The sequence below is a fragment of the Streptomyces sp. 1222.5 genome, from assembly GCF_900105245.1.
Lineage (GTDB): Bacteria > Actinomycetota > Actinomycetes > Streptomycetales > Streptomycetaceae > Streptomyces > Streptomyces albidocamelliae.
The window spans coordinates 4,309,222-4,321,974 of sequence record NZ_FNSZ01000001.1; the positions used below are offsets into that span (position 1 = coordinate 4,309,222).

A 12,753-nucleotide genomic window follows, 5' to 3' on the forward strand; every position below is an offset into this window, starting at 1 on the left:
CGAGAGGCATTGCCGACTCTGTGGCGCCACGTTCCGCCCGCTGAGAGGCAAGCAGTCCTACTGCGACTTCACGAATGACGCCGACCAGACATGCGCTGAGCTACAAAACGAACTAGCCCGCGAGATGACCCGTAAGGAAAATCAGCGCTGGGACGCCGAGTGTGCGCGCGAGGGTTGCGACAGCTCGACCGGTTGGGAGGGTGCAGGCCGACCCCGCCGCTTCTGTTCCGACCGTTGCCGAGTCGCCCACTACCGCGCTGAGCGACGCGCCCAGACGGCTACCTGAACCCCGTACAGCCTCGCCCTGGGGCTTGTGCCAGGGCGTCGCCCCTCGGCCGTCAGACGGCCCTACAGCCACTCCCTGGAAGGGACTTCAGCATGCGTTCACTCACTGCCCGACTAGCCGAGCGCGACGCGCGTCTAGCCAGACTCGCGAAGCGCAACCCCAAGACTCACGACGACTACCGCAACGCGCTGGCCAAGGTGCGGTATCTGCGTGGGGAGGCCAGCGAACATGCCTGCGCCCTTTGCGCTGCCCCTGCCGCCGAATGGCAACTCACCTTTCTAGACCAGCGTGAGGGCCCGCAGTTCTTCCTGTGGAGCGATGACGTGCACGACTACTGGCCCTACTGCCCGCCGTGCTCGCTGGACGCTGAGACGCTGCGCAGAAAGGCACTCGACCGCATCTGGTATCCGAACCGCTAGTAATCTTGTGAGGCCCTTACGGCCTCCTGTGCGGATTACGTAGCACCGCGAACGGCGCCTAGCGCTGGCTACTTCCGCTCTCGAATCTGGGCCCCCTGGGTACCGGTAGAGACTCTCGTGTTTCGCGGCACTGAGTCTCCCGGTCCTAGGGGGCCTTCTTCCATTTCCGGGGCCCGAGCCGGCTGCGACCTATCCCATGGTCAGCGCGCCGCCCGCCATTCCCGCCTTTCTTTCCCTAGGAACCACCGTGACCGACATACCCACACCTGCCGACCTGGCCCCGCCGCACGTCAATCGTCCGGCCCGCGAACGGCACCTAATCTCAGATCTGTTCGAGAGGGTGGGGCGCCATCTGCTCGACGCTGAAGACCAGCCAAGCAACGACGCTGTCGGCGTTTTCGCCGACCTGGTCCAGGCGCACGCTGATCTACTCGCGGCCCGTACCGGTTCGCTGGCCAATTACTACGCGAGCCGTGGCTGATGCTGGGCGCACTCTCGCCATACCGGATGCAGGTTTTTGCAGCGCATGACGCGCCGGGCGACGCTGGCCCGTTCATCTGTACCGCGTGCCTGACACCTGTCACGCTGCGTGTCAGCGGCAATAAGCGAACGCATTTCATGCACGGCCGGAATTCGGATTATTGCCGGATGCGCCGCGATGCGGGCTCTAGCAAGGAATATCGGGCGCGTGTAGCTCTGGAAGTCAACGCCTATGCGCCTGAGGGCGCCAACTAGCACCTACCAATTTTGGTACGTGGGCCACAACACCATTAATCCCAGGAAAGGGAAACAGATTCATGCCTGAGATCACCCCTACAAGCAACTCCATGGCGCCCGTTGGCAGCGAGGAAAACCCCATTCCGGTCAACGTCAAGCCCGAAGCGCCGGACCCCGTAGTCACCGCTATTGCCGCCCTACCTGGGGCCGTTTCTCGGCACACTGCCGCCTTCAGAAACTCGGCTGATTATAGCGCTAACCTTCCCGCTGACATCCGGCAGGCTCTCAGCGCTGCGTCAAGCGCCATTGAGTCCACTATCACGACCGCCGAGCAGGCCCGCGAGCGCGCCGACGGTTTCCGCAACGACATTCGCCTTTACCCTGAGGGGCGCGAGGTGCTGGCCAGCGAGGCCATGAAGACAGCTCAGGAAGCCGCTGGCGAGTCCCTAGCAGACGCGGACGCGCGCATTACGGTGGCTGACGCTCTGCTATATGAGGCGGCCCGCCCAACACTGTCGGCTGCGGACGGTATGACTGCTCGCGCCGATCTACAGATGCTCACTCAGCGCCATGTCGGAAACTCCGGTGCACTGGCCGACGTCCTAAAGCGCGCAGCGCAACGCAACGATGCTGTAGGCGCTCTGGTGGCAAACTCGACGTACCTGACAGACTTCTTGGCCGCCAACGGCGTTGATTCGGTCACCAGTAGTGCAATCCTGACCCTGGTGCGCGCCGAAGTCACCAGGGCTGCCGCCAATTCCGGTGATCCGAAGCGTGCTGCCGCTGGCCGTACCTCGCTGGCCGTTACCGAGTTGAAGCGCGCTCGCGCTGCCGCCACCAACTACAAGCGCCACATGCTGGGAGAAAAGTAGTTCGAACCCCTGATTGGGCCGCTCACCTACCAATTTTGGTACGTGATCGGTCCCAATAAGGAGGCAAAATACGACTCTGCACGTTCGATTGGGCTATTTTTTGGCCGTAAGGGGCATCGATTTCCGAAGGGCTGCCATCAATGCACGTTGAAATGGCACCCTCGGGGTCCCCAGCGAGGCGTCTAAGTTCCGTTCATAGCCCCATAGAGGGTCGTTTGCACCATGCCCACAAGGACAACCCAATGCCCTTGAGAGCCTGCCCCAGAGCCAAGCCGCGTACGTGCCTTGCACACGTTTCTCAGATGCTGGCTGGCATACCACATTGTCGCGCTAGGTCTCCAGGGCCACACGCATTCAGCGCTGATGGCTAGCGAACGATCCGTCATCGTTGCCATTCATGCTAGCCACCACGCGAGGTATTTGCTCGCTATCTCACGCTACGTGACTCCGGGGGGTGGGGGGTGCCCCCTTGACCCCCTGGGGGAGATGAACGCGGGGGAGGGCGCCGGCCAGTGCGCCCAGTTTAAAGACTGGTTCTACACCACCAATCAGCTATACATTAACTGAAAGTGACTCGATGGAAGACTACGCAACCTACGCACAGTATTGGGATAACCTGCCTTACTGGTGCTCTCGCTGCCAGCAGGAAAAAGCAGCCAGCGAGTTCGCCTATGAGGCTCGACGTGGTGTTCAGCCCTGGTGTCGAGCATGCAAGGCAGAATACGCCCGTAAGCGTCGGAGATGCCAAACAAGGGGAAGCGCCTAGTTCGCGCTGCCGTCATCATCCAAGGCTGCCTGCGCAAGATATACGAAATCATCTAGCGAATTTTCAAACAGTACAGCGTGATCGGCGATTACTTTGCTCAGCCTCCACCGCCATCTATTGACCTGCCGCTCATCACTCATGTCGGTTCCTAGCTGCACGAACCCAATCTGACCGACTAGTTCAACGCTCATTCGGGCAATTTTCAATGCCGCCTCAGTCACCTCCTTTGGGCCAGCCAACGCTACAGCCACGGAGTTTCGCTCAACTGAGGTTGCCAACTGATGCAGTTGACTGTACGACTCGTTACTCATTTCTTCAGGGACCATTTCTGCATCACCTTGAAAGATTGATGTCTGGGCGTGCAAACTCAGCATTGAAGAAATGAACTTCTCGTAAGCACCGTGCCGTGGTTCCCTCATTTCCCGTCTGTGCTGTGAGCGGGCAACGATGCGCGCCCCTTCCCGCTGCGCCCACCCCGCCGCCATCGCTGCGCCAATCGTCGCGACCGAACCTGCAAGTGCCCCTAGCACGGCGGCTGTTCCTGCATCCATGGCGCCATGTTCGGGGCGGGCAGAGCGCGGGTCAAGGGCGTCGCCACATCCCAAAAGTTGGTAGGTGATGGGTCCCCCGGCATGCGATGGGTGACGCCCCCCGGAAGGAGCCATAGGAAAGACCGAATCAGCGTCAGACACAGCAGCGCAACCCGGTGCCTGGGCGACATCCAGCGCATGTCCGGGAGGACGTCAACAGCGAGATAGTCGGCAACGCGCTGCACCCGTAAGGAAGTACACGCGAATGGAGCCCGGCTAACCCCTGGTGTGACCGGCCACACGCTGACGAGTGCCCGTAGGCGACCACCGGCCAACCCACTGCGCGACCCTGTCACCCGAAGCCCTGAGCCCCTATCGGGCGCTCCATTCGAATGTGAAGCGTCCCAGGAAGAGTTGCAAATTCAACATTTGCAAGGCAAGGCATTTCCCGTTCAACCTAATTGGACCCTATGGCCCATACTTATAGTCGGAAGACCCATGGTGCTCGACTGGAAACTGACTAGCGTTACGTACGGCACCTAGTCAGAGCTTCAGATCCGAAATCGTTGGCTGCCTTCAGTACCAGAACAAGTTGGCGTTGCCATTACATCCTAGAGGCCATCATGAGCAGCATCTCACGTCGTAAGATTCCTCGACTTATCGGCGCTTCCTTCCTGGCTGCAACGTTCGCCGTCTCAACGGGCACGATCGTCGCTACGGCCGCGCCCCAGACATCTAGCCAGGTATCTTCTGTGATCCAGGATGACGCAGGCGGTAGCGGCGATCAGGGCGGATCAGACAACAGCAGCACACCGGACCAGTCGAGCAGTACACAGGACCAATCCGGTAATCACCTGAGCAACACACGGGACCAATCGGGTAGTTACCAGAGCAACAGTCAGTCAGACAATCAGGTTCAGGCCAACAGCACTGGCAACCAATCCGGAGGCATTTTCGATCAGGCTGGCCCTTGCGCCCTACATAAACTCTCTGAACATCCAGATAAGGCCAGCCTCGCATGTCCTGCTGAGGGACAGAAGAAGCAGCCGCACAAGAGGTGGCAAGATAAGCGCAAAGAGCACCGGAAGAGCCACCACCGTGGGCTGGTGAATCACTTGAAGGACGTGTCGAGTTAAGTGGCGCACCGATTCTCAGCTAAGTTGGTGCCCTTCTAGGCTGGTGGATGCTCAACTAGTAGTGCGGCAACCTCCGGAACGTCGGCATAGCACTGCAGCCGGCTTAGGACGACACGCACCCGTTCCGACGTCCGCTCTGACGGTATGTCAGATGATAGAGTAATAACCCGTTCCGCCACGGCTGCCGCTTCCTCAGGCTCGTTTGCATCGACCAGCGCCACGGCCAGCCAAGAGAGGTACAGGGCCATTTCGCGGGTATGAGTTGCGTCGTACTCGCTGAGCACTTGCTGAAGCAAGGGAACAGCCCGCAGAGGCCGGTGCAGCTCGGTGTAAACCCTGGACTCCATGACTCGCAGTTCGCCAGCGTCGACCCAGTACATGTAGGCCGGTGACTCGATTCCCTCGCTGTCCTCGCTGAGCGCCTGCCCCGCTTCCCCCAGGGCGCGCATTGCGGCTTGCCCATTCTCGATTCAGCCCGCTTTGGTGTAGGCCCATGCCACGCGATCGAGATACAGGGCGCGTGCCTTTGGCGGGGCCTCGCTGCCAGCCTCATGCAGCGCCGCCTGCGCCAGCGTCAGCCCCTCGGTTTCCCGCCCTGTGTTGCTCATTTGGTAGGCCAGCGATCCGGTGATATTGCCCGCTAGCGTGTGGTCTTCCGCCTGCCTCGCTGCACTTATCCCCAACCTGTAGATGCGCTCTGCCTCGCTGCGCTGACCAGCGTCGCTAGCGATCCATCCGGCGATTTGCGCCAACTCACCTATCTGACGCAGCAGTTGACGGCCAACTTCGCTTGTGTGGGTTCCCTGGCGGTACAGCCTTACGGCGGAACGCAGTTCGCGGAGCGCGGGCCGGATTAGATCGCCCCCGGCTAGGACGTCGTCGGCGAGCCGTAGACCGTGCACGCGCTGCTGTAGGTCATCTACCTGGCCCATGCCGATACGGCGCCCTGTGGCTGCGCTGAGAGGTGCTAGCGGGTCTCCCTCGGGTAGGAAGTCCGCCAGGGTCGGCAAAGGCGGCTCAGCGGGCGCCTGTGGCTCTTTCAGAGCGTCCAGGGGCAAGCCCAGGGCAGCCGCGAGGAACGGCAGCCATTCGCGAGGCGTGCGTTTCCCTGTCTCCCACCGGCTGACTTCCTGCCGTCCTACCGGATCACCGATTACCCCTGCCGCCCGGCAGACCTCACGCGCTAGTCGTGCCTGGCTCCACCCGCGCTGTTCCCGCTCTCGCCGGATGTTGGCCCCGATGCTGCTCCCCATGCCCCAATTCTGGCCGACAGCCGGCCTACACGGGGCCGCTATTCGCTGAATCAACACCCGAGAGAGCCTGAGGGTCTTGGCCGAACGCGAGGGGATGACATGGCAGCGAGTGCAGCGCCCGAAGCGGACTACGTCACGTACGCGCCTGAGGGGTCGACGTGCGCTGAGTGCGACCAGCGGATTGAACGGCTTGAGCCAGTCCGGCGCTCCACCATCGAAAGGCAGTCCGGATCACCGGTCGCTGTTTACCGGCATTTCCGGTGCCCGCGATGACGTCCCCTGCAAAGCGCGCCAGCGCCCGCGTGAGCGCCTTACCCGACCCGAAACTAGTCAGCCTCATGGATGGGCCGTACGCGGACTCTCCCGAAGGCTGGTGGACCCAGTACGGCGGGGCCCTGGACGTGCGGTCCGGAGTGATCCGCATTCCGCGCGGGAGACAACTTCCGGCATGCCGGTTTCCCTGCGCCACGTGTGAGCGGAGCGCGGATAGTGCCTAGCTTGATTCTCGATCTTCGGACGCCTCGCCCCGGCAGGGTGGACCCAGATTCCTGCGATGTGTGCGCGGCGCTGCGGGACAGCGTGAGGGAGGCCATTTCAACCGGCGCCCGGCAGGCTGCTGTGACAGTGGTCCGGGCCATGCACACGCACATGGTCCATGGGCATCCCGACGACCCCCGGAACGTGCGCTCCGCCCCCCCTAGCCCCGGCTCGCTGAGGACGGCCCTGGAAAGGCTCAGCGGGTCGGTGCGGCCCCGCCTGTGCGTCTGCCCCCGTGGCACATGGGCGGGGTCAACACGTCGTCACCGCTGGTGGGGGCTCTGCTGGACATTTGCGCAGGTCAAGCCCATGTGCCTGCCTTGACAGCCTCATTGATCTTCACTACGCTCATGCCTCCATCCTGGCCCACCCGGCCGCCGTTCTCAGAAGAGCGTCGCCGCCCACCCGCCCCTGGGGGGCAGGGGTGTCGCCCGTTCTCGAACACGTGCATCATTGCGGGGTCGTGACGGCGGGGCGGGTGAGGTGGACGGTGCGGATGCGGAGCGGCAGAGCGGGTGCGGCGGTCGCCGTCGGCTGTGTGATCGCGCTCGGCGCGTGCGGTCCGGGCGACGACAGCGGGACCGCCCGGCCCGCGGGGACGAGGATCGCCGACGCCCCCGCCCGGCTGCCCGTCCCGCACGGCAGGGGCAGCAAGGTCCGGGACGACTTCAACGGCGACGGTCACCGCGACCTCGTCCTCGACGACCTGGTCAAGGCGCAGAGCCACGCCGACGACCCCGGCATCGGGATCGTCTACGGCGGCCCGCACGGACTCGCCCCTGGGGCACGGCAGTTGCTGAGCCCCGGCAAGTACGCCGCCCCCACCGAGGGCCGGCTGCCCGCCGCCTTCGACGCCGAGGAGACCTGCGACCTCGACGGCGACGGCTTCACCGACCTCATCGTGTCGACCGACCCGCCGTACGACGGCCAGGGGCAGCCGCCGGTGCCGCTGCAGATCCTGTTCGGCTCCCCGTCCGGGCTCACCGGGCGCGGGGTGAAGCTCGCCGTCCCGGCCCGCGCCCGCTTCGGCAACGACTGGCCCGACCAGCCGGTGTGCGGCGACTTCGACGGCGACGGCGGCATGGACCTGGTGCTGCACGCTTCCGCGGGACGGCTGTCGTACCTGCGCGGGCCCTTCAGCCGCGAGGGCGCCCCGCACGCGGCCGGCGCACCCCTGCCCGCCCCCGGCGAGGTGCCGGCCGGACCCGCCGTCGACGTGGACCGGGACGGGTACGACGACCTCGTCGTCCGCACCTCGGAGGGCCCCGGCACCGCCGCCGTGGTCCTCGGCGGCCCCACCGGGCCGGCCCGCACCGGCACCGTCCTGCCCTCGGGCGTCGACGTCGCCCTCGGCCGCTTCGGACACGGCAGAGCGCTGGACGCGGCGGTCGGCGGCATGGCGGAAACGTCCCTGCGCTACGACCTCCCGCTCCCCGCCGCCCGCGCCTCGCTCCCCTCCCCGGGCTCGGTGCTCGACGCCGCCGACTTCGACGGCGACGGCCGCGACGAGCTCCTCACCAGCGGCTCCCGGCTGCGCGTCCTGCGCGCCGGTGCGGCGGGCCTGTCGGCACGGGACGCGGTCACCGTCCGGCCGGCCGCGGCCGGGACGACGCGTGTGCTCGCGGCCGGCGACTTCGACGGCGACGGGAAGGCCGACCTGGCGGTGCGGACGTACCAGGGCGAGACGAAGGACACGGTCGCCGTGTACCGGGGGTCGGCGAAGGGACTGCTCGAGACCCGGCCCGCGGTGCGCTTCTCGACCTCGGAGTTCCTCGCGCGGTAGCGGCTCGCCGCCTCCCGCCGTGGCGATCCGGAACTTCCTCGAACTCGCGTACAACCCTGACGCCCCGGCGCGGGTCTCTTGATCGCCGAACGCTCCGTGAACCGTGGGACAACCCACGACGAACCGGGAGCGTCCGCACCCCATCGACTGTGGATGCCCGCCAGGCATCCCCGCATGCCGCAGGAGACAACCCGCATGCACAAGCCTCTGCGACTCGCCCTCGCGACGGCCACCGCCGCCGCTCTGACGGGCGGTCTGCTCACTTTCTCCGCCGTCACCGCCACCGCCGCCGACTCCTTCGATGTCGCCAAGGCCGACTTCAACGGCGACGGCGTCGGCGACGTCGCCACCTCGGCGCCGACCGCCTACGTCAGCGGACTCAAGAGCGCCGGCCAGGTCGTCGTCATGTACGGCACGTCCACCGGCCTCACCGGCGCCGCGCACACCACCCTCAGCCAGAACTCCGCGGGCGTCCCCGGCACCGCCGAGGCCGGCGACGTGTTCGGCGGCGACCTGGCGTACGCCGACTTCAACGGGGACGGCTACGACGACCTCGCGGTCGGCAGCCCCGGCGAGAAGGTCGGCACCGACACCAACGGCGGCACCCTGGCCATCCTCTGGGGCTCCAAGGAGGGCCTGACCGGCAAGGGCGTCACCGTGTCCGACCCGGCCACGTCCTCCCACGACTTCTGGGGCCAGACCCTGGCCGCCGGCGACTTCGACGGCGACGGGAAGGCCGACCTGGCCGTCGGCAGCTCCAGCAGCACCCTCTACCTGTACAAGGGCGGCTTCACCACCGCCGGCGGCTACGGCAGCCGGACCACCGTCAAGCCGCCGATCGACTCGGGCAACAACGACTACCCGTACGGCCCGCTGAACCTCACCGCCGGTGACGTCAACGGCGACGGCCGCACCGACCTCGTGGTCGACGGCTACGAGACGAAGACCCAGTACGGCTGGAACACCAACTACTGGCTGCCGGGCACCTCCAGCGGCCTGAGCGGCGCCTCCGCCAAGACGCTCAGGCCCGGCATCATCACCGCCATCGGCGACGTCAACGGCGACGGCTTCGGCGACATCGTCAGCGGCGCCGACTGGGACGCGAAGACCAGCGACGGCACCTCCATCCCGTACGCCTCCGACGGCGGCAAGGTGAACGTCACCTACGGCTCCGCGTCCGGCCCGGCCGCCACCACCGCCATCACCCAGAACACCGGCGGCGTGCCCGGCACCTCCGAGAAGGGCGACGCCTTCGGCTACGAGCTGGACCTCGGCGACGTCAACGGCGACGGCTACCAGGACCTCGTCGTCAGCAGCCCCCAGGAGAACGTCGGCACCGTGGTCGACGCCGGCAGCGTCACCGTCCTGTACGGTTCCGCCTCCGGCGTGAACACCGCCTCCGGCATGCAGTCCTTCGGCCAGAGCACCGCGGGCGTCCCCGGCACCGACGAGAAGTCCGACCGGTTCGGCTCCGAGGTCAAGCTCGACGACATCACCGGCGACGGCAAGGCCGACCTGGTGATCGGCTCGTACGAGAACAGCGGCGACGGCTCGCTCACCTACCTGCCCTCCACCGGACAGAAGATCACCACGACGGGCGCGCGCTCCATCGGCCCGTCCGCCCTGGGCGTCTCGACCACCGGCACCCCGCAGTTCGGCGTCGTCATGGCGGACTGAGCCCCCACCGCCGTCCCGCGTCGACGCGGGCGGCACCCGGGAACCCCTCCCGGAAAACCCCGACGAACCCCGAGGGACCTGCGGCCGTACCGCTGACGATCCCTTAGGGGATGTCACAGGTCGGCCGCAAAGCCGGGCCCGGACACCCGGGTCCGGCACGTCGGTCTCCGGGACCAGGTACGTTCGAAGACGTGGCTGGATTCAGGATCGGACGCGGGGGCCGGGACAACCGCACCCCCCAAGGACAGCAGGCGCCGCAGGGACCGTCGTACGGACAGGGGCGGCCCGGCGGCCCGTCGCGCGGGCGGCAGGGGCCGTCGTACGGGCAGCCCGCGGGCCCCTCGTACGGCTACCCGGCGGCACCGCAGCCGCCGTACCCGCAGCAGGGGCAGTCGTACGGCTACCCGGGGCCGGCCGACGACGGCCCGGAGTACTTCGGCGACGGCGGCCACCCGGGCACGGGACCCGGCGGGCACGACCCGTACGCGGCGAACCATCCGGGCCACACCCAGGCGTTCTCGGTCGACGAGGCCGCCGGCTACACGCAGGGCTCGACCTACCACGCGGGCTCCGCCGCCCCCGCGGCACCGCTGGGCCCGCCGCTGCACTGGAAGGAACTGCTGAAGGGGATCGTCTTCTCCCCCGGCCCGACCTTCCTGCGCATGCGGGACTACACGATGTGGGCCCCCGCCCTCATCGTCACCTTCCTGTACGGCCTGCTCGCCGTCTTCGGCTTCGACGGCGCCCGCAAGGACGCGATCGACGCGACGCTGTCCAACGCGGTGCCGATCGTCCTCGTGACCGCGGTCGTGATGGTGCTGGGCCTGTTCGTCCTCGGCGTGGTCACCCACACCCTGGCCCGCCAGCTCGGCGGTGACGGCGCCTGGCAGCCGACCGTGGGCCTGTCCATGCTGATCACGGCGCTCACGGACGCGCCCCGCCTGGTCATCGCCATGTTCTTCGGCGGCGACGCGGGCTTCGTCCAGCTGCTCGGCTGGGCCACCTGGATCGGGGCGGGTGCCCTGCTGACCCTGATGGTCTCCCGCTCCCACGACCTGCCCTGGCCCAAGGCGCTGGGCGCGTCCGCGATCCAGTTGATCGCCCTGCTGTCGATCGTGAAGCTCGGCACGTTCTAGGGCGGCTCGGCGGTGGCGGTTCGGGACGAGGAGTACCGGCCGAAGAGAGCGTGACAAGGCCCCCGGCACTGCAGCCGGGGGCCTTTGCCGTGGGCCGGGCGGGATCCGGATCGGGCGTACGGGGCCCTTGTCAGATGGGCGTACGGCCCGTGTCCGCGCGGGCGGGAGATCCGCGGCGGCGCGGGCGGGGCGAGTCCGCGTCCACCGGGGCGAGGGCCGATCGGCCGACGGAACGGAGGCCGGGGCCGGACTACGTTCGGATCAGTGCACCGCCCGCCCCACCGACCGTTCCCGCCCCCGAGCCCGCCAGGAAGACCCCATGCCGTCTGCGCTCTCCCCCTACCGGCGAATCTTCGACGCCCCCGGGAGCCTGGCCTTCTCCACCGCCGGGTTCATCGCGCGCCTGCCGAAGTCCATGCAGAGCGTCGGCGTCGTCGCCATGCTGGCCGCGGCCCACGGCCACTACGCCCTCGCCGGCGCGGTGGCGGCCACCATCGCGCTGTCGACCTCGGTCATCGGACCGCAGGTGAGCCGGCTCGTGGACCGGTTCGGACAGCGCCGGGTGATGCTGACGGCGTCCGGCGTCACCGTCGTCGCGATGAGCACGCTGGTGCTCTGCGTCTACCTGGACGCCCCGGCCTGGACCCTGTTCCCGAGCGCCGCCGTCGCCGGGTGCATGCCCAGCATGAGCTCGCTGGTCCGCGCCCGCTGGGCCCACATCTACGGGGGCTCACCGATGCTGCACCCCGCCTACTCGTTCGAGTCGGTGCTGACCCAGATCAGCTTCATCGTCGGGCCGCCGCTCGCCGCGGCCCTGTCCACGACCCTCTTCCCCGAGGCCGGGCCGGCCCTGACCACGCTGCTCCTCGCCGTCGGGACCGTACTGCTCGCGGCCCAGCGCCGTACCGAGCCGCCGCTGCGCGCGCCCCGGCAGCGCAAGGAAGCCCTGGGTTCCGTGCTGCGCTGCCGCGGACTGGGGATCCTGGTCCTCACCTATGTGGGCGTGGGCGCGATCCTCGGCTCGCTCGAGGTGGTCACCGTCGCCTTCGCCGACCATCTGCACCACAAGGCGCTGTCCGGCGTGGTGCTGGGCGTGTACGCGCTCGGTTCGTGCATCGCCGGACTCGTCTTCGGCACGCTGACCCTGCGCGGCCCCCTGTCCCGGCGCTACCTCGCCGGGGTGGTGGTCATGGCGCTGAGCATGCTGCCGCTGCTGTTCGTGACGAACCTCGTGTTCCTGGCAGCGGCCCTGTTCGTCGCCGGGATGCTGCTCTCGCCGACCATGATCACCACGACGCTGCTGGTGCAGCGCATCGTCCCCGCCGCGCGGCTGACGGAGGGGATGACCTGGACCGTCACCGGACTCGCCGTCGGCGCGGCCTGCGGCTCCGCGATCGCCAGCGCGGTGGTGGAACGCTCCGGCGCCGCGGCCGGATACGGGGTGACCGTCATCGCGGCACTGCTCGCCGCGGCCACCGCCCTGAGCGGGGCCCGCAGGCTCCACCGGGCGCTCACGCAGGCGCGGACGGCACCCGCGGGCCCGGCTCAGCCGGCACCCCCGGTGCTCCGGCCGCAGGCGAACCGCGCCATGACGCCGGCGCAGTCACGTGGGTGAGCGTCGCGTGGGCCCACCCGGCCCAC

11 protein-coding genes and 1 pseudogene are annotated in these 12,753 nt (G+C 67.4%); 8 read left to right on the top strand and 4 right to left on the bottom strand.

What is annotated here, in order from left to right:
- The first annotated feature begins 378 nt into the window (after positions 1-378).
- The 4 genes from BLW57_RS40925 to BLW57_RS19330 all read left to right on the top strand — a co-directional run bounded on the left by BLW57_RS40925 (position 379) and on the right by BLW57_RS19330 (position 2,294).
- The gene (locus BLW57_RS40925) at positions 379-705 is read left to right on the top strand and encodes a hypothetical protein (RefSeq protein ID WP_143050220.1); all 327 of its coding nucleotides are present in this window, start codon (positions 379-381) and stop codon (positions 703-705) included.
- 247 nt (positions 706-952) lie between these two features.
- On the top strand, positions 953-1,186 hold the full coding sequence (locus BLW57_RS40930) for a hypothetical protein (RefSeq protein WP_143050219.1): 234 nt from the start codon (positions 953-955) through the stop codon (positions 1,184-1,186).
- On the top strand, positions 1,186-1,440 hold the full coding sequence (locus BLW57_RS40935; protein ID WP_143050218.1) for a DUF7830 domain-containing protein: 255 nt from the start codon (positions 1,186-1,188) through the stop codon (positions 1,438-1,440). The genes BLW57_RS40930 and BLW57_RS40935 overlap by 1 nt, the downstream gene beginning before the upstream one ends.
- A gap of 62 nt (positions 1,441-1,502) precedes the next feature.
- The gene (locus BLW57_RS19330) at positions 1,503-2,294 is read left to right on the top strand and encodes a hypothetical protein (RefSeq protein WP_093476101.1); all 792 of its coding nucleotides are present in this window, start codon (positions 1,503-1,505) and stop codon (positions 2,292-2,294) included.
- A 762-nt stretch (positions 2,295-3,056) separates the two neighbouring features.
- On the opposite strand, the gene BLW57_RS40940 is transcribed toward BLW57_RS19330, so the two are convergent.
- The 4 genes and pseudogenes from BLW57_RS40940 to BLW57_RS42380 all read right to left on the bottom strand — a co-directional run.
- Positions 3,057-3,611, bottom strand: a complete 555-nt coding sequence (locus tag BLW57_RS40940; protein ID WP_143051612.1) for a hypothetical protein — start codon at positions 3,609-3,611, stop codon at positions 3,057-3,059.
- Positions 3,612-4,761: 1,150 nt separating this feature from the next.
- Positions 4,762-5,175, bottom strand: coding sequence for an NsdA family TPR-like regulatory protein (locus tag BLW57_RS42370; protein ID WP_256339529.1), 414 nt, complete (start codon positions 5,173-5,175; stop codon positions 4,762-4,764).
- 21 nt (positions 5,176-5,196) lie between these two features.
- Positions 5,197-5,658, bottom strand: coding sequence for an NsdA family TPR-like regulatory protein (locus tag BLW57_RS42375; RefSeq protein WP_256339881.1), 462 nt, complete (start codon positions 5,656-5,658; stop codon positions 5,197-5,199).
- A gap of 171 nt (positions 5,659-5,829) precedes the next feature.
- Positions 5,830-5,979, bottom strand: a pseudogene (locus BLW57_RS42380) (helix-turn-helix transcriptional regulator); the annotation flags it as partial.
- 1,033 nt (positions 5,980-7,012) lie between these two features.
- On the opposite strand from BLW57_RS42380, the gene BLW57_RS19340 reads away from it, so the two are divergent.
- From BLW57_RS19340 to BLW57_RS19355, 4 genes are all read left to right on the top strand, one after another.
- A complete protein-coding gene (locus BLW57_RS19340) occupies positions 7,013-8,299 on the top strand; it encodes an FG-GAP repeat domain-containing protein (RefSeq protein ID WP_093476102.1) in 1,287 nt (428 codons plus the stop codon).
- A 195-nt stretch (positions 8,300-8,494) separates the two neighbouring features.
- The gene (locus tag BLW57_RS19345) at positions 8,495-9,976 is read left to right on the top strand and encodes a VCBS repeat-containing protein (RefSeq protein ID WP_093476104.1); all 1,482 of its coding nucleotides are present in this window, start codon (positions 8,495-8,497) and stop codon (positions 9,974-9,976) included.
- Between the two features lie 110 nt (positions 9,977-10,086).
- On the top strand, positions 10,087-11,112 hold the full coding sequence (locus BLW57_RS19350; RefSeq protein WP_176985652.1) for a Yip1 family protein: 1,026 nt from the start codon (positions 10,087-10,089) through the stop codon (positions 11,110-11,112).
- A 319-nt stretch (positions 11,113-11,431) separates the two neighbouring features.
- On the top strand, positions 11,432-12,727 hold the full coding sequence (locus tag BLW57_RS19355; RefSeq protein WP_093476107.1) for an MFS transporter: 1,296 nt from the start codon (positions 11,432-11,434) through the stop codon (positions 12,725-12,727).
- Positions 12,728-12,753 lie beyond the last annotated feature (26 nt).